Raw genomic sequence first — 19,466 nt, 5'->3', positions numbered from 1 at the left:
CGCCCTTCCTTGTTTGGCGAAGCGGGATGGTATCAGCCGCGCGGGCCGTGCAGGCGCCGCGCCGCGAGGTCCAGAGCCAATTTCAGCTGGGCGAGCGAATAGGGTTTGTTGACCACGCCCAGCGGGTAGGTCTCGGTGATGCGGGCCATGATCGCATGGTTGGCGTAGCCGGACAGGAAGATCGAGCGGACGCCGTAGTTGGCGCGCAGACGCCGCGCCGCTTCGATCCCGTCGCCGCCGGCCAGCCGCACGTCCATCAGCGCCACGTCGGGACGCTCGCGCCCGGCGATGGCCACCGCCTCCTCTTCCGTGCGTGCGGTGCCGCAGACGATGTGGCCGAGATCCATGGCGGCCATGCCCACCGCCTCGGCGGCCAGGGATTCGTCCTCCACGATCAGCAGCCGCAGGGGGCGACCGCCGCTTGGGTCGCGCGTCGGGGTGATTCTGTTCGGTTGGATTCCGTCCGGTCGGCCTGGGCGGCCGGGCCGCAGCGGTGCCGCCATTCCAGGCTGGACGCCGGTCGTGCCAGCGTGTCCACATCGTCCCGTGTCATGACCACCACCCCTATGCGTCGCCGCAGGTGTTGTTGGTAAAGATTCATTTACCAAATAAAGTGGTAGCCGCACCCATTTCGGAGTTCAAGGAAAATCGGTGTGACGTGGGTGCGTTCGAACGAGGTGCGACCTTCCCGCAACAATGCGGCGAAGGAGGAGTCAGCGTTTGGGTCGGCTCAGCCAGTCCACGTTTCCACTGCGGGGAGCGGTGCCGTTGGCTCCGGAGCTCCCCTTGCGACCGGACAGGGGCGAGAGCCAGGAGGGAGCCAGCGGCGCGTCGGGAACGGGGTCCGGCGCCGCCGGGCGCTGCGGCGCCGGGGCCGGCGCGCGCGGCACGAAGGGCGACAAGACGGGCGCCGGAGCCACCGGTGGTGGCGGCGAGACCTCGCGCGCCGGTTCGGAGGCGAAGGACGGGGCCGGCTCGTCGGACGGCGGCGGCGCGTAGGTTTGGGGCGCGGTCTGGGGGGAGGAAGTCTGCGGCGAGGATGGCGGTGCTGCCGGAGACCCGGTGGCAGACGGGGGACGCGGTTCGGCGACGGCCCGCGTCGGGCGGTCGTCATCGTCCACCGGGCCGGTCTGGGTGTTGATGCGCCGCGCCTCGTCGCGGATGGACAGCAGAGTGGACACCGCGAACTGGAGCAGCGGCGCCATCGTCTCGGAGTTCGCCAACTCCTCCGCCGTCAGGGCGGCGAAGCGCTGGCGAACCTGCTCCACTGCGTCCTCGATGCTGTCGCGCAGGGCGCCGGTGTCCTGGAGGACGCGCTCAAGATCCTCCCGAAGGGCCGAAATCTCGCAGGCTTGGCGCAACTCGTGGAAGCCGATGGGAGTCCCCGGCGTCCGCCCGGAGTCGGCGGTCCGCTGATCCTGCGATCGGAAATCATAGGGCATCTTCGCCAAACGCCGGGCCCTATCCTGCAATCCTGATGGAGACCAAGGAAGGTTGCCGTGTCACAGGTTTAATGCGGTTGAACATGGTTGGAAACCGTTTGCGCACCCCAATCGCTTGTACTATTTTTTCCGCACCGGGGGGAACGGAATCCTGCGGTATCACAAATCCTACCCACCCCTCCCCAGAACCACGCATGCCGGGTACTCACGGTGTCGATTGATCGCGCGGAACTGGAACGGCTCCTTGCCGATCGTCCGACTGGAAACCGCTCGGCCATGCAGGCCGTCCGCGAAAGCTACGCCGACATCGGCCTGATGCGCGAGCGCGGCCTGTCATGGGCGGACATCTCCGACGTTCTGGCGAAGCTGGGCGTTACCGCCCGCGACAACCAGCCGATCTCGCCCGTCACCCTGCGCTCCGCCTTCTTCCTCGTGGGGAATGAGGGACGCGACGGAGCTGCGGACGGGGAGAATGCGGGTGGGACGACCCCGCGCGAGACTCTGGACGCGGTGCACCGCGCTGCCCTGGCCGCTGGACAGTCGGCGGACGGCGAGGATGCGGCGCTTGAGCCGGAACCGGAACCGGAACCGGAACCGGCCGAACCGGAACCGGCCGAACCGGAACCGGCCGAACCGGACATGGCGGATCGCGCGACCGATGGTTTGTCGGAAGCCGCCGTGCCGGACCCGGAACTCCCTCCCGATCCTGAACCGGAGCCGATCCCCGCTCCGGAACCGGAGTCCGCCGGTGCGCCGGAGGACGCGACTCCAACACCGGTTCCGGGCGTCTCCGCCATACAGGCTCCGCTTCCCAAAGCTCCGGACCTTAACGTTTCAACACCTCAAAATTCGACAACGAACAGACCCTGGAAAGGCGATCGCATGCTGGGCACCATCTTCGTTCTCAACGACCGCGGTGGCGTCGGCAAGACGCTGCTGTCTCACCACCTGATGGCCACCGCCATGCTCGAAGGCCTTCAGCTCAAGGTCGTCGAATATGAGGTGAACGAGCGCCTGAACCGCCTGTTCGGCCCGGAAGTGGTGGAGCACCGTCGCATCACCCAGGACTTCATGAACATGATGGGCTCGGGCGACGGCTTCTACGAGTTCTGGGACCAGATTGGTCCGGAGTTGCAGCGCGGCGGGCGCCTCTTCGATTTCGGCGGCAACATCTCCCAGTGGTTCTTCAACTGGGCTGAGGTATCGGGCTTCGACTACTATGTCGGCGAGGGCGAGCGGCTGACCTTCATGGTGCCGGTCACCGTCGATCTGGCTTCGCTGTCCACCGGCATGAACACGCTGGAGCGCATCGCCACCATCGCCCCGAAGGCCAAGCGCGTTCTGGTCGAGAACGGTTTCTCCGGTCCCTTCTCGCAGCTCGACGACAGCCAGTACGCCCGCCGCAAGGCGGAGATGGTCGAGCGCGAGGGCGTGGAGGTCATCTCCATGGCGCCCTGCACGGCCCCCGGCCTGGGCCCGCCTGACCGGCCACCGCATCGACGAGGTGGCGCAGATGACCCGCGAGGATCTGGTGAAGCTGGGTATGACCCCGCCGGTCGCCTCCCGCTCGCTGATCATCATCCACGAGTGGCTGCGCACGATGCGGCAGGCGCTGTCGCCCTATCTGCGCGACGCCTTCAACCAGTCCTCCGGTCCGGCCGCCAAGACCGGCGCCCGTCAGGGCGCGCTCTGACAGGAATGAGCATCGCCAGCATGTGAGAACGGGGGCCTTCGCGGCCCCCGTTTCTTTTTGCCGGCTGAAGACGTTACGCGAAGGCTTCGACCAGCGCCGCGAACTCCTGGGGGCGTTCGGCGTGCAGCCAGTGGCCGGCGCCCTCGATCATCTCGATGGCGGCCTTCGGGAAGTGGCGGCGGATGGCCGCGTGGTTGTCCGGCACGATGTAGTCGGACCGGGTGCCCCCGATGAACAGGGTGGGGCCGTCGTAGCGGGCGTCGCCCAGATCCGGGAAGCCGATCAGGTCGCTCATGCGGGCGCCGATGGCGTCGAGGTTGATCCGCCAGTGAAACGACCCCTGCTCCAGAACGAGATTCTGCAACAGGAAGGAGCGCAGGGGGGCTTCCGGCACCGCATCGACCAACTGCGCCTCGACCTCCGACCGGCGGGTGCAGCCTTCCAGCTTGGCCTGCTTCATCGCCGCCACGAAGGGGGCGTGGGTGTGGGTGTAGGCGACCGGCGCGATGTCGGCCACCGCCAGACGCTCCACCCGGTCGGGATGGTTCAGCGCCAGGGTCATCGCCACCTTGCCGCCCATGGAGTGACCGACCACCGACGCCCGCGCAAAGCCGCGGTCGTCGAGGAAGCGCAGCACGTCCGCGGCCATTGCCGGGTAGGTCATCTCGTCCGACCAGGGGGCGCCGCCGTGGTTGCGCAGGTCCAGGGCGTAGACCCGGTGCCGCTCCGCGAAGCGCTTCGCCAGGGTCTGCCAGTTGCGCGCCGACCCGAACAGGCCGTGCAGGACCAGCAGGGGGGTGCCGCCGTTCGCTTCGCCGGCTTCCAGATAGGTGAGGGGAAGACCCTGGGCCATGGACGTTCCGCTTGTCTGAAGGTGGGGGATGGGGCAATGGGTGGGCGGCGATCCTAGCAGACCGTTTCCGTCCACCGCCTTCAAATTCCACACGGGCCGGCATGCCGAAAGGCGTGACGCGGGCGGGGAAACCGCTAGGATGGCGCCGCCCATCAGAGGACCCGTACGCACCGTGCTCCGCAACATCCTGTCCGTCGGCGGGCTGACGCTGGTCAGCCGCGTCCTTGGCTTTCTGCGCGACGTCCTGACCGCAGCGCTGCTCGGCGCCGGGCCGGTGGCCGACGCCTTCTTCGTGGCGTTCCGGCTGCCCAACCATTTCCGCGCCCTGTTCGCGGAGGGGGCCTTCAACTCGGCCTTCGTGCCGCTGTTCTCCGCCAAGCTGGTGCAGGACGGGCAGGCCGCCGCCAAGCGCTTCGCCGAGGAGGTGATGAGCCTGCTGCTGGCGGTGCAGTTGCTGTTCCTGGCCGGCATCCTGGCGATCATGCCGCAGTTCATGACCGTCTTCGCGCCGGGCTTCTCCGACGAGCCGGAGAAGTTCCGGCTGGCCGTCCTCTTCACAAGCATCACCTTCCCGTACCTGCTGTTCATCTCGCTGGAATCGCTGCTGGCCGGCGTGCTCAACAGCATGGGGCGGTTCGGGGCGGCGGCGGCGGCGCCGATCCTGCTGAATCTGTGCCTGATCGCGGCGATGGTGCTGGCCGCGCCGCTGCTGCCCACGGTCGGCCACGCCCTGTCCTGGGGCGTCTTCGCCGCTGGGCTGGCGCAGTTCCTCTATCTCTACTGGGAGGCCAGCCGCGCCGGGATGGGGCTGCGTCTGCCCTGGCCGCGCCTGACGCCGGACGTGAAGCGGTTCCTGACCGTGTTGGGGCCGGCGGCGCTGGGGTCCGGCCTGACGCAGATCAACCTGTTCGTTGACACGCTGATCGCCTCGCTGCTGCCCACCGGGGCGGTGTCCTACCTCTATTACGCGGACCGGCTGAACCAGTTGCCGCTGGGCGTCATCGGGATCGCGGTGGGAACCGTTCTGCTTCCGGAAATGGCCCGGCGCATCAAGGGCGGCGACGAGCCCGGCGCGGTGGAGAGCCAGAACCGGGCGGTGGAGTTGTCGCTGGTTCTGACCCTGCCGGCCGCCGCCGCCTTCCTGGTCGCCGGCCTGCCCATCGTGTCGGTGCTGTTCCAGCACGGCGCCTTCGGTCCGACCGACGCCGCGCAGTCCGCCGCCACCCTGCAGGCCTACGCTCTGGGCCTGCCGGCCTTCGTGGTGATCCGCAGCCTCGTGAACGGCTTCTACGCCCGGCACGACACGGCGACCCCGGTGCGGGTGGCGCTGGCCGCGACGGCGGTCAACGTGGCGCTGAAGCTGGCTCTGATGGGGCCGCTGGCCCAGGTCGGGCTGGCGGTGGCGACCTCCGTCGCCGCCTGGGTCAACGCCGGGCTGCTGGCGTGGCTGCTGACCCGGCGCGGGCTGTTCAAGGCCGATGCCCGGCTGCTGCGCAACCTGCCGCGCATGGCCATCGCGGCGCTCGCCATGGGCGGCACGCTGTGGCTGGTGCAGACCCAGCTGTCGTCCTGGCTGACCGCCCATGGGCTGTTCGAGCGGCTGGGCGGGCTGGTGTTGCTCGGCCTTGCCGGCCTGCTGGTCTACGCGGTGCTGGCGGTCGCGCTGGGCCTGCTGCGCCGGTCGGATCTCGGGCGGTTCCGCCGGCGTCGCAAGAGCGTCTGATGCCTACGCCGACGGCCCGTTCTTGACAGGGCGGGCCGGGTCGGCGGTCCATTCCGACATCGACCCGTCATAGAGGCGGACCCCGTCGATCCCCGCCACCTCGCTCAGCGCGAACCAGGACACCGAGGCGAGGTGGCCGGTGTTGCAGAAGGTGATCGTCGCGTCGCCGGTCCCGGCCCGCTCCGCCAGCGCCTTCACCGCGTCGGTGGGGAGGAAGCGCTTCTCGGCGGCGGAATAGAAGGAACTGCTGTCGAACGGCAGCGCCCCCGGGAGCGTGCCCGGAACACGGGCCTGCGGGCTCTTGGCCTTGCCCTCGAACTGCTCGGCGGAGCGGGCGTCCAGCAGCGGGACGGCTCCGCCGGCCACCGCCGCCGCGACCACGGGCAGGGGCGCGCGCAAGTCCTCGCGGGGGGCCGCGGTGAAGGTGGCGGCAGGACGGGCGGCGGCGGTCGTGGCGACGGGATTGCCGGCGTCGGTCCAGGCGGCGAAGCCGCCGTCCAGCACCGACACGCGGTCATGGCCCAGCGTCTTGAAGGTCCAATAGACGCGCGTCGCGTTCCCCATGTCGGCGGCGCTCAGGCCGCTGGCGACCAGCACGACGTGGTCGCCGTTGCCGATTCCCAACCCGCCGATCAGCCCTTCCAGAACGGCGGCGTCGGGCAGCAGGCCCGGAACGCCGTCCACCGTCGCCCGCCAGCCGGCCTTGGCGTAGTCGGAATGGATCGAACCGGGGATGAAGCCGCCCAACGGCGGCGTGCGCATGTCCAGAACCACGAGGTCGGGGCGGTCGAGGGCACCCTTCAGCCAGGCGCTGTCGACCAGCGGGCGATGGGAATCGGTCGTCATGGCTCTGCCTTCGCGGCTGGTTTCACGTCGGGAGGGCAGGGTATCAACACAAGGCGGCGCAGGAAAACCAAATCTGCACTGTTGTATCCTATCCTTGTCGCAGGGTGTCGCGACGGTCGCCGTTGCCCCGGCGCGCCCGGTGCGGTAACTCTTGTCGGTTGAAGGGTCTTGTGATCCAGGCGAAGGAGTGCGGCATGGCCAACATCGACGATCTGCTGGGCGCCGGCTCGTCCGACGACATGAGCAGCGATGCCTTCGCCATCGGGGACGCGCCGGTCGAGATCAAGGTGGTCATCGGCACCGCCATGCTGCGCGTCCGCGACCTGCTGAAGCTGGGCCGCGGCGCCGTCGTGGAACTGGACCGGCACCTGAAGGACCCGACCGACGTGTATGTGGAGGGCGTCCTCGTCGCCCGCGGCGAGGTGGTCATCGTGGACGACAAGATCGGTGTCACCCTGACCGACTTCGTGAAATCCAGCCGCGAGTGGAAGCGCTAAGGTTTTAGTGCTTTGATACGTTTTCGTAATGACATGTTCCGGGAGCGAAACGTTATGTTGCGCTCCCGGAACAATCATGATGCGGCTTCGCAACGATCCTTACGGCGTCATTCGGTCGGCTCGGGAACCACGATGTCCAGCGGCGTGCCGGTGGCGTGGGCGTAGAGCATCAGGTCGTTCAGCAACTCGGCCTCCTGCTCGCCGGCGTCCTTGCGGCGGATGGCGACCAACTTGTCGAGCGCCTTGATGTTGAAGCCCGCGGATTTGACCTCGCTGCGCAGGTCCTTCAGGTCGGCCTTCAGGCCGTCGATCTCGTCCATCAACCGCTCCATGCGGTCGGCGAACTGCTTCAATTGGTCGGCGGCGGTGGTGTTGAAACCGGTCGTCACGACGGAACCATCTCCTTCAGGAACGGGAACCCCGCCGCCTTCGGCTTCCTGACCGGACCGCGGGGGGAGGCGCTGTTAGCACAGCTCGCGGCGCTTTGTCCGGGGACAACGCGCGTGGCTTGACGCGGCGTGGCCGGCAATGCTTTCGTGGCTGCGGCCGTCCTTGCGGCGCTGGAGAGCGAACACGATGTCCGACCTGCCGCCGCTTGGCACCCCGCGTCTTTTTTCGAATCCGCGTGCCGACACGGACCAACCCTACGAGTCCGCCGAACGGGCGATCCTGAGCCGCGCCGCCTTCCAGGACGCGATGAGCGAGATCGGCGCCTGGCCGGGCTACGCCCCGACCCCGCTGCGCTCGCTGAGCGGGCTGGCCCGCGCCGCCGGCATCGACCGCATCTGGTACAAGGACGAGAGCAGCCGCTTCAACCTGCACAGCTTCAAGGCGCTGGGCGGCGCCTACGCCGTGCTGCGCCTTCTGGTGCGCGAGGTGCAGGCCCGCGTGCCCGGCGTGCCGGTGACCGCGCTGGATCTGGTGGTTGGGCGCTACGCCAAGGTGACCCGCGGCATCACGGTGACCACGGCGACCGATGGCAACCACGGCCGCTCCGTCGCCTGGGGCGCGCAGGTGTTCGGCTGCGGCTGCGTCATCTACATTCCCGGCAACTGCTCGCAGGGGCGGCAGCAGGCCATCGAGTCCTTCGACGCCCGCGTCGTCCGCGTTGCCGGCAACTACGACGATGCGGTGCGGCAGGCGGCGGCGGACGCGCGGGAGCATGGCCGGCACGTCGTCTCAGACACCTCCTACACCGGTTACATGGACATCCCGCGCGACGTCATGCAGGGCTACACCGTGATGGTGGAGGAAGCGATCGGCCAGCTTCCGGCCAGCGAGCGCCCGACCCACGTCTTCGTGCAGGGCGGGGTTGGGGCCTTGCCCGCCGCCGTCTGCGGCCATCTGTGGGAAAGCTTGGGCCGCCAGCGCCCGCGCTTCGTGGTGGTGGAGCCGCACGCCGCCGACTGCCTGTATCAGAGCGCCGTCAACGGCCGTCCGACGCCGTCCAAGGGCGATCTGGAAACGCTGATGGCCGGGCTGGCCTGCGGCGAGGTGTCCCTGCTGGCCTGGGCGATCCTGGAGCGTGGCGCCGACGATTTCCTGACCATCCCCGACGACGCGGCGGTGGCGACCATGCGCCTGCTGGCCGAGGGGCGGCACGGCGGGCGGCCCATCGTGGGCGGGGAGTCCGGCGTGGCCGGTCTGGCCGGCCTGCTCTGCGCCGCGGCGGACCCGGCGACCCGCGCCAGCCTGGGCCTCGCCCCGGACGCCCGCGTGCTGGTCTTCGGATCGGAAGGGGCGACCGACCCCGAGGTCTATGAATCCCTGGTGGGCCGCAAGCCGGACGCGGTGCTGGGCGGCGCCTGACCCCTGCTTTGCCTCCGCTTGGCCTGCCATGCGTGGACTTCCCGCGCTGGTCCCTTGCGTGAGCCCGGCGGGGCGGTTCACCATGGCGCCCCATGAAAATCGGACCCCGCAGACTGGACATCAGGGAATGGACCGCAGAGACGTCAACCCGCTCGTCGCCGCCACGGAAGCCCCGCCCATCGCCGAGGCGTGGCGCTGGGTCGAGGGCCGCAGCTTTCCGGCGGACAAGCCGCTGATCGACCTCTGTCAGGCGGTGCCCGGCTATCCGCCCGCCGACGCGCTGACCGCCCATCTGGCCGAGCAGGTGCGGGCGCCGGACACGGCGCGCTACACCGCCATCGACGGCATCCCGCCGCTGACCGACGCGCTGGCCCGGCGCACCGGCTCGCTCTACGGTGGCGAGGTGGTGGCGAACGAGGTGCTGATCACCGCCGGCTGCAACCAGGCCTTCGCGGTGGCGGTGATGGGGCTGGCGCGGGCCGGCGACAACGTGATCCTGCCCGCCCCTTGGTACTTCAATCACAAGATGACGCTGGACATGCTGGGCATCGAGGCCCGGCCGCTGGCGCTGCGCGAGGAGAACGGGCTGATTCCGGACCCGGCGGAGGCCGAGCGGCTGATCGACGCCGGCACCCGCGCGCTGGTGTTGATCTCCCCCAACAACCCGACCGGCGCCATCGCCTCGCCCGACGCCATCGCGGCGCTGTACGAACTGTGCGAGCGGCGCGGCGTCAAACTGCTGCTCGACGAGACCTACCGCGACTTCCCGGATTGGGAGGGGCGGGCGCCGCATGGGCTGTTCCAGCGGCCCGGCTGGCAGCGCACCCTGGTCCAGCTCTACAGCTTCTCCAAGGTCTACAGCCTCGCCGGCTACCGGGTCGGCGCGGTGATCGCCGACGCCGGCCTGCTGTCCCAGGCGCGCAAGGTGATGGATTGCCTCGCCATCTGCGCCCCACATGTCGGGCAGAAGGCGGCACTGTACGGCCTGGAGAACCTGGACGGCTGGGTGGCGGAGAAGCGCGGCGACATCCTGGCCCGCGTCCACGCCTTCCAGTCGGCGATGGAGGCCAGCGGCACCGGGTACCGCATCGCCAGCATCGGTGCCTATTTCGCCTATGTCCGGCATCCCTTCGCCGGCAAGCGCGCCCACGAGGTCGCCGAGGGGCTGGCCCGCGATCACAACATCCTGTGCCTGCCCGGCTCCATGTTCGGTCCCGGCCAGGACGATTACCTGCGCTTCGCCTTCGCCAACGTCGACGCGGCGGTCATGCCGGAGATCGCCCGGCGCCTCAAGGAAAGCGAAGCGTAAAGAAGCTCAGCGGATCAGGTGGGTGACGATGTTGGCGCCCACCGCCGCCAGATGGTCGGCGTTGTCGCGGTAGTCGAGGCTGCCGGAGAAACCGCCGGCGGCCCGCACCCGCTCGATCCAGGCGGGGGCGGCGCCCAGCGCGACCAGACGCTTCACCATCTGGTCGGTGGAGCGCAGCGTCATGCGGCCGTTCTCGGCCAGACGCGGGGCGTGCACCATGAATTCCGCGGTCGGCGCCGCGTAGCGCGGGTAGCCGGCCAGATAGAGGCCGACGCACATGCTCTCGCAGGACTGCCCGCCGGCCACGCGGGTGGCGACGGCACGCCCGGCCTGCCGTTCCGCCAGCATCAGGTCGATCATGCGGTAGCCCGCCGTCGTGAAGCCGCCGGGGCTGGACAGTTCGACCACCACCGGCTGGCCGGCCGGCACGCTGCGCAGCGCGTCGGAGAAGCGTTGCTCCACGGCCGGCGTGATGATGCCGTCCAGCCGCAGTGTCGTGGAGTCCACCTGATCGACGCGGACCAGCGTGGCGTCGGGGAAGTCGGAGGCGACGGGGGGCGGCACTGGGTTCGGACGGTTCACCGACAGGCTGTCGGCGGTCGCGGCCCCAGACGAGCCGACGGCCAGCAGCAGCCCTAGAACCATCATGCGTGCAGTCGCGCGAACCGGCATCGAAACCTCCTTGCTCTGGGAAGGAGGGTGCCGGGAAATGCTTGCGTGATGGTTAACGCGAAGCCTGTCCGAAAGTGCAACGTCCTTCGCAGCAGGCTGTTTATGGAGAAAGGCGATCGTTCGGGCTGTGAATGGTGAAACAATTTTGCGCATTTTGCGCCGCGGCCATGCTGATTCTGTGGTCCTTTCAGGGCTTATCGGCGGAATTGGTTAATAATGTGGCGCCGCAGCAATTATCGCGCGGCTGCGGTGTGCCACCCCCGGCAACGGTGCCCGACCATGTGACCCTGAACGGGATGGCGCGTGGGCTGATCGTGGCCGTGCCGGAGGGCTATCGCCCCGACCATCCGCACAGCCTCGTCGTCGCCTTCCACGGGCGGACCAACAGCAACGCCGAGGTGCGGCGCTACTTCGGCCTGGAAGGGCAGGCGGAGGAGCCGGCGATCGTCGTCTATCCGGCCAGCTTGAAGGACGCCCGCAGCTTGAACATCTGGTCCGATCCCGGTGATCCGCCGGACCGGCTGCGCGATTTCCGTCTGTTCGACGCCGTTCTGGAGAGCATGGCGGCGAGCTATTGCATCGACATGGGCCGGGTGTTCGTCGTTGGCCATTCGCTGGGCGGGTCTTTCGCCAACAGCCTCGCCTGCGCGCGGGGCGGGGTGATCCGCGGCTTGGCCAGCGTCGGGGGCGGGTCCGCGCGGCCCAAGGACTGCAGCGGGCCGGTCGCCGCCATGCTCCTGCACAACCCGCGCGACGAGCAGGTGCCGGTTTCCGAAGCTCTGCGCCTGCGCCGGGCGCTGCTGGCCCAGGACGGCCTGCCGACGGGCAGCGAGCCGGACGAGCCGCACCGTTTCAACTGCCGGCGCTATGGCGCCGAGGGCGAGGAGAACCCGGTTCTGTGGTGTCCGCTGGCCGACGACCAGACACGCAACGGGCGTTTCTACCCGCATCAATGGCCGCAAGGGGCAGGGGCGGCGATCATGGCCTTTTTCGCGCGGCTGGATTGAATCACATCGTCCGCGGAAACGATTGTTTGCGGCACCCATTGCCGCAATCGCTTCATTCCGCCAAGATGCCGTGAAAACAAACTCAGGGATGGAACGCATTGATGTCAGACAGCGCCGCCGTGGCGGCCGCCCTGCGGACGGAGGGGGCGGACAAGGCCGCGCTCCGCCTGGACGGCGTGACCTGCACCTTTCCATCGCCCGACGGACGCGGGCAGACCTACACGGCGGTCCAGGGCGTTACCCTGTCGGTCGCCGCGGGGGAGTTCGTGTCCATCGTCGGGCCGACCGGCAGCGGCAAATCCACCATCCTGAACGTCGCGGCGGGTCTGCTCGCCCCCAGCGCCGGGCGCGCCCTGGCTTTCGGCCAGCTGGTCGGCGGCATCAATCCACACGCCGGCTACATGTTCCAGGCGGACGCGCTGATGCCCTGGAAGTCGGCGCTGGAGAATGTCGCCGCCGGGCTGGAGTTCCGTGGCGTGCCGCGGCGCGAGGCGGAGGAGCGGGCGCGCCCCTGGCTGGCCCGTGTCGGGCTGGACCGCTTCGGCGACCGCTACCCCCACCAGCTCTCCGGCGGCATGCGCAAGCGGGTGGCGCTGGCCCAGACGCTGATCGTCGATCCGAAGATCGTGCTGATGGATGAGCCCTTCTCGGCGCTCGACATCCAGACGCGCCAGTTGATGGAGAACGAGCTGCTGGAGCTGTGGTCGGCGGACCGCAAGTCCGTGGTCTTCATCACCCACGACCTGGAGGAGGCCATCTCCATGTCCGACCGGGTGCTGGTGCTGTCCGCCGGCCCCGGCGCCCGGCTGATCGGCGAGTATCGGGTGGACCTGGAGCGTCCGCGCGACGTGGCGGAAATCCGCATGACGCCACGCTTCCTTGACCTGCACCGGGAGATCTGGGGGCAGCTGCGCGAGGAAGTGCTGAAGGGCTACGCCCAAACCAAACTGAAATGACGTCCAAGTCGACGTGAGGACCCCATGGCTGTGGCCCGTGTGAAACGCCTGCCGAGCCGCCCGGTGATCCTGCTGCTGCAGGTCGCCGTGCTGATCGGTTTTTTCCTGATCTGGCACGTCCTGACCGCGACGAAGATCCTGAGCCCCTTCTTCTTCGGCACGCCGCTGGCGGTTCTGGAGCGCACCTGGAGCGACTTCGCCTCCGGCGTGATCTGGTACCATCTGGGAATCACGCTTCTGGAGACCGCCCTGGCCTTCGTCATCGGCACGGCGGCGGGAATCGCCTTCGGATTCTGGTTCGCCCGCGCGCCCTTGGTCTCCATCGTCTTCGACCCCTACATCAAGGCGGTCAACGCGCTGCCCCGCGTGGTGCTGGCGCCGATCTTCGCGCTGTGGCTCGGCCTCGGCATCTGGTCGAAGGTGGCGCTGGGGGTGACGCTGGTCTTCTTCATCGTCTTCTTCAACGTCTACCAGGGCGTCAAGGAGGTCAGCCCGGTCGTGCTGGCCAACGCGAAGATGCTGGGGGCGAGCAACCGGCACCTGTTCCGGCACGTCTATCTGCCGTCCGCCCTGTCCTGGGTCTTCTCCAGCCTGCACACCGCGGTCGGCTTCGCCATGGTCGGCGCGGTGGTGGGTGAGTATCTCGGCTCCGCCGCTGGCCTCGGCTATCGCATCCATCAGGCGGAGGGGGTGTTCGACACGGTCGGCGTCTTCTCCGGCATGCTGGTGCTGACGATCTTCGTCGTGGTGATCGACGCCGTGGTGACCGTCATCGAGAAACGCCTTCTGCACTGGCGCCCGCAGGAGGCGCAGACGACCAACGCGCAGGGATGACTGCGCCAAGCTCATAAAATCGGGAGGGAAGCCATGCGTATGAAAAGCGTGATCGCGGCCGCGGCGGTGGTCCTGGCCTTCGGCATCGGCGGGGCGAACGCCCAGCAGCTCGAGAAGAAGGACCTGAAGCTGGCGGTCGGTGGCAAACCGCTGCTCTATTACCTGCCGCTGACGGTGGCGGAGCGGCTCGGCTACTTCAAGGAGGCCGGGCTGAACGTCGAGATCAACGACTTCGGCGGCGGCGCTAAGAGCCTCCAGGCGCTGGTCGGCGGTTCGGCGGACATCGTGACGGGCGCCTTCGACCACACAGTGCAGATGCAGGCCAAGGGCCAGCCGATCACCGCGGTCGCCCTGCTGGGTCGCTATCCGGGCATCGTTCTGGCCGCGGTCAACAAGGCCGGCACGATCAAGTCGATCAAGGAGCTGAAGGGCAAGAAGATCGGCGTGACCGCCCCCGGCTCCTCGACCAACTTCATGGTCAACTACCTGCTGACCCAGCATGGCATGACGCCGGAGGATGTGTCCTTCATCGGTGTCGGCGGCGGCCCCAGCGCGGTGGCCGCGGTGAAGCGTGGCGAGATCGACGCCATCGCCAACCTCGACCCGGTGATCAGCCAGTTGGAGGCCGACGGCGACGTCACCACCATCGCCGACACCCGGACGGAGAAGGGTACGCTGGACACCTACGGCGGGCCGTACCCGGCGGCGGTGCTCTACACCACGCCGGATTTCATCAAGGACAACCCGAAGACCACCCAGGCACTGGTCGACGTCTTCGTGCGGACGCTGAAGTGGCTGGATCAGGCCAAGACCGAGGACGTCCTGAAGGTCCTGCCGCCGGAATACTTCCTCGGCAACCAGACGCTCTACGCCCAGGCCTTCGAGCATTCCAAGCCGACCTATTCGCCCGACGGCCGCTTCTCCCAGGAGGGGGCGGAGGCCGCCTACAAGGTGCTGAAGGCTTTCGACAAGGCCGTGGCCACGACGGACATCGACCTGTCCAAGACCTACACGAATGCCTACGTCGAGGACTCGCTGAAGCGCATAAAGTGATCGGCGAACAGCCGAGCCGCTTGACAATCCGGGGGTGCGACATTCCGTCACCGGCACCCCCGGTCCCCGCGCCGGTAGACTGGACCTAATTCGTCCTGTTTCGATGCGGAGCACCAACCCCATGACGGAAGTGATCTTTTACGGTCTGTCCGGCTGCACGGCGAATGCCAAGCAGAAGCTTCAACTCCAGGCCGCCGGCCACACGCTGGTGGAGCGCGATCTGGCCGCCGAGCCCCTCACCGCCGAAACCCTGCGCCCCTTCTTCGAGGACCGTCCGGTCGAGGACTGGTTCAACCGCCGCGCCGCCGCCGTGAAGACCGGTTCCGTGAAGCCCGACGAGCTGGACGAGGAGTCGGCGTTGGCCGCCCTGCTGGCCGACCGCGACCTGATCCGCCGCCCGCTGCTCCAGGTCGGGGCAGACCGCAAGGCCGGTTTCGATCCCAACACGCTGCACGCCTGGATCGGCCTGACCGCGTCCGGCGAAAGCTGCGACGACAAGCATTCGCGCGGCGTCTGCGACCATGGCCATCACCATTTCCCGAAGCAGGGCTGAGCGCGGAATCAACTGGCGGGGGGACCGGGCGTAATGGTTGAATGCCGGGTTATGGACCGGCCCGACCAAGAGCTTGCGGAACTCCTCGACACCCTGGGCGCGCGGCTGTCCGCCGCGCCGCCCGGCGCGCTGGCCCATTTGCGGGCGCTGCGGGACCGGCTGTCGGCCGCCCTGGACGACCCGACGCCGAGCCATCTCCTGGAGGCAGGCGAGGCGCATTTCCGCGCTCTGCTGTCCGACGCCATCGGCTGCGTGTCCGAAGGTTTCGTGCTGTTCGGCGCCGATGGGCGGCTGGTGCTGTGCAACGACCGCTACCGCGCCGCCTATCCCCTGCTGTCCGACCATCTGGTTCCCGGCGTCCGCTTCGCCGACCTGCTGCGGGTCGCGGTGGAGCGGGGTGCCGCTGGCGACGATCTCGGCGACCCGTCCGACTGGATCGCCGAGCGGCTGAACCGCCACACCCGCAGCGGGCCGCCGACCGACCACCAACTCGGCGACGGGCGCTGGTACCGCATCAGCGAGCACGCTACGCGCTTCGGCGGCGTGGTCAAGATCCTCACCGACATCACCGAACTGAAACGCCACGAGGAGGCGCTGGCCGACAGCGAGGCGCGCTACCGCCGGCTGGTCGAGATGGCGCCCTACGGCATCCTGATCTGGGACGGGCTGCGGCTGCGCTTCGCCAACCGCTCCGCCGCGCTGATTCTGGGCAACGGCGATCCCGAAGCGATGCTGCGCATCCCGCTGGTTGAGGCGACGGAGTTCGACGGGGTGCAGCGCCTGTTCGACTGGCTGCCGCCGCCCGGCAGCGGCCTGGAGGCACCGCCGCCGGTCGAGGCCCGCTTCGTCACGGCGCAGGGCGCCCTGCGCGAGCTTGAGGTCGGCATCCACCCCTTCGCGGTCGAGGGAGAGGCGGCGTGGTTCCTCGTCCTCACCGACATCACCGGGCGCAAGCAGGCGGAGCGCGCCATCCAGCAGGCGCAGAAGATGCAGGCCATCGGCCAACTGGCTGGCGGCATCGCGCACGAGTTCAACAACATGCTGACGGCCATCGGCGGCTTCGCCCAGATGGCGCGCCGCGCTCCGCAAGACCGGCCGCGGGTCGAGCAGTGCCTGACCGAGATCGTCAAGGCGACCGACCGCGCCTCCGGCCTGACCGCCCAACTTCTCAGCTTCGGGCGGCCCGGCCAGACCGACGCGGCGCGTCCCGTGCGCGTCGGCGCGGTGATCGACGATTTGCGCCGCTTCCTCGGCCCCACGCTGGGCGAACGCCACCCGCTGCGGATTGAGGGCACCGGGGGCGGGGTGGTGGTGACCATCGATCCCGCCCTGCTGCACCAATCGCTGCTCAACCTCGTGCTCAACGCCCGCGACGCCATGCCGGAGGGCGGGCCGATCACCATTGCGGTGGAGCGGACGGACGATCTCGGAGTCACCATCACCGTCGCCGACACCGGTTGTGGCATCGACCCGGCGGTGATTGACCGCATCTTCGAACCTTTCTTCACCACCAAGGAGCCGGGTGCGGGGACCGGGCTGGGGCTGGCGCTGGTCTATTCCACGGTCGCGCGGGCGGGCGGCGCGGTGGAGGTGGACACGGAACTGGGGCGTGGCACCGTCTTCACGCTCCGCTTCCCGGTGGAGGACATCGCGGAGCCGCAGGACGCGGATGCTCCCGGTCTGGACGCCTTCGGTCTTGACGACGCCTTTTCCCTCGACGCGGAGGACGACGAGATGGAGGGGCTGTCGATGGCCGCCACCGTCCTGCTGGTGGAGGACGAGGCGCAGGTGCGCGACTTCATCCGCCTGACGCTGGAGGACATGGGCATGCGGGTGGTCTGCGCCGCCGACGGCAACGAGGCTCTGCGCGCCTACGCCGACCATGGCGGGGCCTTCGACCTGCTGGTGACCGACCTCGTGATGCCGCAGGTCGGCGGGGCGTCGGTGGCCCGCGCGCTGCGCCGGGAGAATCCGGACCTGCCGACCGTCCTGATGTCCGGCTACCCGCCGGAAACGGAAAGCCTGGACGACCTGCTGGCCGACCCGAAATCAGGCGGGCGCCGCATCGTCTTCCTGCGCAAGCCGATCAACCCGGACGAGCTGGCCGACACGATCCACGCGCTGCTGATCTGATGGCGGGGCATTGATGAGCGCCGTGCCGCCGCCTTCCTCCCTTCCGACCGACGGCATTCCCATCGGCGCCTACGACGTCGACGCGCTCCTCGGCGAGCTGAGCGGCGACGCGCCGGAGGAGTCGCCGGAGTCCGCCGTCTGCGTCCGGGTCGAGGAGATCTTCGCCCCCGCCGCGCGTTTCCTTATCGCGGAGGAGCTGGCGGAGTTCCTGGAGACGCGCGGCATCACCCCCACCGAATTCCTGCACAAGGTGGAGCCGCAGCGCTCCTTCCTCGACTGGCCGCGCCGCGCCCAGGTGCTGGAGCGGGTGGCCCAGCGGCAGGCCCGCCCCGGCCGCCGCTCCCCCGCCATGCGGCTGGAGGAGCTGCGGCGGCTGGAGCAGGAGGTGCTGGCCGTCACCGCCCGGCGCGCCCACAGCGGCACCTCCCTGTCCATCGACGCCAAGCAGTTCGCCGCCACCGTGGCCCAGACCATGACGCGGACGCCGGGCTTCGCCGGACGCCACACCATCGATTGCTGGCTGTCCGCCTGGCTGGGGGAGGGGCGCAACCACGAGCTTCGGCTGGTGCGAATCCTCTCGCTCGACGGGGACGGGCTGTCCGGAGAGGGCATCGCCATCCTCGACCAGATCGTCGGGGAGATGCTGGCCAACGGGCTGGTGGTCGAGGCGCTGTTCGGTTGGGCGGACGGGCTGCGCGGCGTGCTCGACGCCATGGCGATGGTCTGGCGGGGCGAGGCGCCGTCGCACCCCGACGCCCCGGCGGTCCTGCACCGGCTGTCCGCCTTCGTCGCCCGCCATCAGGCGCGCGCCGCCCGGCTGGGGCTGGAGGCGGGGGTTCACCACGCCCTGCTGGGGGACGCGCCGCTGTCCGGCACCAAGGCGGAGCCGAACAGCGTGGCGGCGGTTCTGGACGAGCTGTCGGCGATCAGTCTCCTCGCCGCCCGCCTGACGGTGAAGGGCGGGGTGATCGGCGGGGAGCGCACGACCCGGCTGATCGACCGGCGGGTGGCGCTGCTGCTGTCCGGCGCGCGGCTGGAGGCGGTGCTGCACGCCAAGAGCCACTACGCCCGCATCGTCGATCTGCTGGCCTTCGAAGGGGCGGTGTCGGGGGAGCGCAGCCGGCGCATGATCGTCGCCCATCTGCGCCGCCATCTGGAGGCCCGCGACTTCACACAGCGCCTGTTCGAGACGGCCCGCACGCCGCGCGCCCGCATCAAGGCACTGGCCGACCTGCAACGGCGCGTGGCGCGCTCCACCCTGCCGGACGGCCTGCGCGAGCGCTACGTCCGCATGCTCGACGAGATACAAAACACCTTCCTGCGCACCAACAAGGTCTTCGCCCGCATCGCCAAGGACCGCCCGCCCCACGTCGACGAGGTCATGGAGTTCGCCAGCCTGCTCGCCGAGGGCGCCTTCACCGAGGGGAAATGCGTGGCGGCGGCGCGCGAGCTGGTCGGGCACCATGTCCGCTCCACCGCCTTCCTGCGCGGCTACCTCGCCCGCTGCAAGGGCGCGACGGAGCAGCGGGCCGATCGCTTCGCGCAGTTCTTCGCCACGCTGGCCGGCGCCGGCCTGCCGATGCGCGCCATGAACACGCTGCGCGTCCTGCTGGCCGACGACGAGCCGGCCGCCCGCGGCTATGTCGAGATGATCCTGCGCGACCTCGGCATCACCGACCTGACCATCGCCCAGGACGGGCGTGAGGCGCTGACCCGGTTCGAGGAGCGGCAGGGCGCCTTCGACCTCATCGTCTGCGACTGGAAGATGCCGCGCCTGTCGGGGCTGGAGTTCCTGAAGCTCGTCCGCGCGGTGCGTCCCGACATGCCCTTCCTGATGGTCACCGCGCTCGCCACCATCATTGCGGTCGAGGAGGCGATGGCTCACGACGTCACCGCCTACATCGCCAAACCCTTTTCTCCCGAACAGCTCGAGGAGAAGATCCTGGTTCTGGTCAACCGGCGCTGAGCGGTGGAAATCGTATGCTCACGGTAGAATCCGATCGTACGAAGGCGAACAGCGAAACGGGCTGTTAACGGCTCCCCTCCTATTACGGGTCTATGCAGATCGCGCCTTGCGCGGCGGTAC

The 19,466-nt window shown here is 69.0% G+C and carries 18 protein-coding genes; 12 read left to right on the top strand and 6 right to left on the bottom strand.

Features of this window, described 5'->3' with window-relative positions:
• Positions 1 to 32: 32 nt before the first annotated feature.
• The gene (locus tag H1Q64_RS12480) at positions 33 to 392 is read right to left on the bottom strand and encodes a response regulator (RefSeq protein WP_237903748.1); all 360 of its coding nucleotides are present in this window, start codon (positions 390 to 392) and stop codon (positions 33 to 35) included.
• Positions 393 to 713: 321 nt separating this feature from the next.
• On the bottom strand, positions 714 to 1,442 hold the full coding sequence (locus tag H1Q64_RS12475) for a hypothetical protein (RefSeq protein WP_237903747.1): 729 nt from the start codon (positions 1,440 to 1,442) through the stop codon (positions 714 to 716).
• A gap of 87 nt (positions 1,443 to 1,529) precedes the next feature.
• Between H1Q64_RS12475 and H1Q64_RS12470 the strand changes: the two genes are divergently transcribed.
• Complete coding sequence (locus H1Q64_RS12470; RefSeq protein WP_237903746.1) at positions 1,530 to 3,161, top strand: hypothetical protein; 1,632 nt, start codon at positions 1,530 to 1,532, stop codon at positions 3,159 to 3,161.
• A gap of 47 nt (positions 3,162 to 3,208) precedes the next feature.
• Here H1Q64_RS12470 and H1Q64_RS12465 read toward each other — a convergent pair whose 3' ends face one another.
• Positions 3,209 to 3,988, bottom strand: a complete 780-nt coding sequence (locus tag H1Q64_RS12465) for an alpha/beta fold hydrolase (RefSeq protein ID WP_237903745.1) — start codon at positions 3,986 to 3,988, stop codon at positions 3,209 to 3,211.
• Between the two features lie 172 nt (positions 3,989 to 4,160).
• Here H1Q64_RS12465 and murJ point away from each other — a divergent pair, with 172 nt between their 5' ends.
• Positions 4,161 to 5,711 (top strand): murein biosynthesis integral membrane protein MurJ, encoded by a 1,551-nt coding sequence (murJ, locus tag H1Q64_RS12460; protein ID WP_237903744.1) that lies wholly within the window; start codon positions 4,161 to 4,163, stop codon positions 5,709 to 5,711.
• A 3-nt stretch (positions 5,712 to 5,714) separates the two neighbouring features.
• Here the strand turns inward: murJ and H1Q64_RS12455 are convergent, their stop codons facing one another.
• Positions 5,715 to 6,557, bottom strand: coding sequence for a sulfurtransferase (locus H1Q64_RS12455; RefSeq protein ID WP_237903743.1), 843 nt, complete (start codon positions 6,555 to 6,557; stop codon positions 5,715 to 5,717).
• 194 nt (positions 6,558 to 6,751) lie between these two features.
• Here H1Q64_RS12455 and fliN point away from each other — a divergent pair, with 194 nt between their 5' ends.
• Entirely contained in the window at positions 6,752 to 7,054 is a 303-nt protein-coding gene (fliN, locus tag H1Q64_RS12450; RefSeq protein WP_014240218.1) for a flagellar motor switch protein FliN, read from the top strand.
• A gap of 107 nt (positions 7,055 to 7,161) precedes the next feature.
• Here fliN and H1Q64_RS12445 read toward each other — a convergent pair whose 3' ends face one another.
• Complete coding sequence (locus H1Q64_RS12445) at positions 7,162 to 7,443, bottom strand: DUF2312 domain-containing protein (RefSeq protein WP_237903742.1); 282 nt, start codon at positions 7,441 to 7,443, stop codon at positions 7,162 to 7,164.
• A 187-nt stretch (positions 7,444 to 7,630) separates the two neighbouring features.
• Here H1Q64_RS12445 and H1Q64_RS12440 point away from each other — a divergent pair, with 187 nt between their 5' ends.
• A complete protein-coding gene (locus tag H1Q64_RS12440) occupies positions 7,631 to 8,863 on the top strand; it encodes a diaminopropionate ammonia-lyase (RefSeq protein ID WP_237903741.1) in 1,233 nt (410 codons plus the stop codon).
• A 127-nt stretch (positions 8,864 to 8,990) separates the two neighbouring features.
• Positions 8,991 to 10,172, top strand: a complete 1,182-nt coding sequence (locus tag H1Q64_RS12435; RefSeq protein WP_237903740.1) for an aminotransferase — start codon at positions 8,991 to 8,993, stop codon at positions 10,170 to 10,172.
• Between the two features lie 6 nt (positions 10,173 to 10,178).
• Here the strand turns inward: H1Q64_RS12435 and H1Q64_RS12430 are convergent, their stop codons facing one another.
• Complete coding sequence (locus H1Q64_RS12430) at positions 10,179 to 10,844, bottom strand: ATP-dependent Clp protease proteolytic subunit (RefSeq protein ID WP_014240222.1); 666 nt, start codon at positions 10,842 to 10,844, stop codon at positions 10,179 to 10,181.
• Between the two features lie 281 nt (positions 10,845 to 11,125).
• Here H1Q64_RS12430 and H1Q64_RS12425 point away from each other — a divergent pair, with 281 nt between their 5' ends.
• The 7 genes from H1Q64_RS12425 (at position 11,126) to H1Q64_RS12395 (ending at position 19,346) form a co-directional block, all read left to right on the top strand.
• Positions 11,126 to 11,851, top strand: a complete 726-nt coding sequence (locus tag H1Q64_RS12425) for an alpha/beta hydrolase family esterase (RefSeq protein WP_237903739.1) — start codon at positions 11,126 to 11,128, stop codon at positions 11,849 to 11,851.
• 101 nt (positions 11,852 to 11,952) lie between these two features.
• The gene (locus H1Q64_RS12420) at positions 11,953 to 12,807 is read left to right on the top strand and encodes an ABC transporter ATP-binding protein (RefSeq protein ID WP_237903738.1); all 855 of its coding nucleotides are present in this window, start codon (positions 11,953 to 11,955) and stop codon (positions 12,805 to 12,807) included.
• A gap of 24 nt (positions 12,808 to 12,831) precedes the next feature.
• Positions 12,832 to 13,641 (top strand): ABC transporter permease, encoded by an 810-nt coding sequence (locus tag H1Q64_RS12415; RefSeq protein ID WP_237903737.1) that lies wholly within the window; start codon positions 12,832 to 12,834, stop codon positions 13,639 to 13,641.
• Between the two features lie 33 nt (positions 13,642 to 13,674).
• Positions 13,675 to 14,694: an ABC transporter substrate-binding protein gene (locus H1Q64_RS12410; RefSeq protein WP_237903736.1), complete on the top strand. Its 1,020-nt coding sequence runs from the start codon at positions 13,675 to 13,677 to the stop codon at positions 14,692 to 14,694.
• Between the two features lie 121 nt (positions 14,695 to 14,815).
• Positions 14,816 to 15,247 carry an ArsC/Spx/MgsR family protein gene (locus H1Q64_RS12405; RefSeq protein WP_237903735.1) on the top strand — a complete coding sequence of 144 codons (432 nt, stop codon included), beginning with the start codon at positions 14,816 to 14,818 and terminating at the stop codon, positions 15,245 to 15,247.
• Positions 15,248 to 15,298: 51 nt separating this feature from the next.
• On the top strand, positions 15,299 to 17,380 hold the full coding sequence (locus tag H1Q64_RS12400) for an ATP-binding protein (RefSeq protein WP_237903734.1): 2,082 nt from the start codon (positions 15,299 to 15,301) through the stop codon (positions 17,378 to 17,380).
• Between the two features lie 13 nt (positions 17,381 to 17,393).
• The gene (locus tag H1Q64_RS12395; RefSeq protein ID WP_237903733.1) at positions 17,394 to 19,346 is read left to right on the top strand and encodes a response regulator; all 1,953 of its coding nucleotides are present in this window, start codon (positions 17,394 to 17,396) and stop codon (positions 19,344 to 19,346) included.
• The last annotated feature ends 120 nt before the right edge of the window (positions 19,347 to 19,466 follow it).

Source organism: Azospirillum brasilense (genome assembly GCF_022023855.1).
Taxonomy (GTDB): Bacteria; Pseudomonadota; Alphaproteobacteria; order Azospirillales; family Azospirillaceae; genus Azospirillum; species Azospirillum brasilense_F.
Note: the sequence above shows the minus strand (reverse complement) of the source record. Positions and strands in the feature narration are given on the sequence as shown.

What these genes read in the sequence shown, in the direction of transcription:
- H1Q64_RS12440 (WP_237903741.1), top strand. Translation starts at nt 7,631, where the DNA reads ATGTCCGACCTGCCGCCGCTTGGCACCCCGCGTCTTTTTTCGAATCCG.
- H1Q64_RS12405 (WP_237903735.1), top strand. Translation starts at nt 14,816, where the DNA reads ATGACGGAAGTGATCTTTTACGGTCTGTCCGGCTGCACGGCGAATGCC.
- H1Q64_RS12400 (WP_237903734.1), top strand. Translation starts at nt 15,299, where the DNA reads ATGGACCGGCCCGACCAAGAGCTTGCGGAACTCCTCGACACCCTGGGC.
- H1Q64_RS12455 (WP_237903743.1), bottom strand. Translation starts at nt 6,557, where the DNA reads ATGACGACCGATTCCCATCGCCCGCTGGTCGACAGCGCCTGGCTGAAG.
- H1Q64_RS12475 (WP_237903747.1), bottom strand. Translation starts at nt 1,442, where the DNA reads ATGCCCTATGATTTCCGATCGCAGGATCAGCGGACCGCCGACTCCGGG.
- H1Q64_RS12435 (WP_237903740.1), top strand. Translation starts at nt 8,991, where the DNA reads ATGGACCGCAGAGACGTCAACCCGCTCGTCGCCGCCACGGAAGCCCCG.
- H1Q64_RS12420 (WP_237903738.1), top strand. Translation starts at nt 11,953, where the DNA reads ATGTCAGACAGCGCCGCCGTGGCGGCCGCCCTGCGGACGGAGGGGGCG.
- H1Q64_RS12395 (WP_237903733.1), top strand. Translation starts at nt 17,394, where the DNA reads ATGAGCGCCGTGCCGCCGCCTTCCTCCCTTCCGACCGACGGCATTCCC.
- fliN (WP_014240218.1), top strand. Translation starts at nt 6,752, where the DNA reads ATGGCCAACATCGACGATCTGCTGGGCGCCGGCTCGTCCGACGACATG.
- H1Q64_RS12415 (WP_237903737.1), top strand. Translation starts at nt 12,832, where the DNA reads ATGGCTGTGGCCCGTGTGAAACGCCTGCCGAGCCGCCCGGTGATCCTG.
- H1Q64_RS12465 (WP_237903745.1), bottom strand. Translation starts at nt 3,988, where the DNA reads ATGGCCCAGGGTCTTCCCCTCACCTATCTGGAAGCCGGCGAAGCGAAC.
- H1Q64_RS12410 (WP_237903736.1), top strand. Translation starts at nt 13,675, where the DNA reads ATGCGTATGAAAAGCGTGATCGCGGCCGCGGCGGTGGTCCTGGCCTTC.
- H1Q64_RS12430 (WP_014240222.1), bottom strand. Translation starts at nt 10,844, where the DNA reads ATGCCGGTTCGCGCGACTGCACGCATGATGGTTCTAGGGCTGCTGCTG.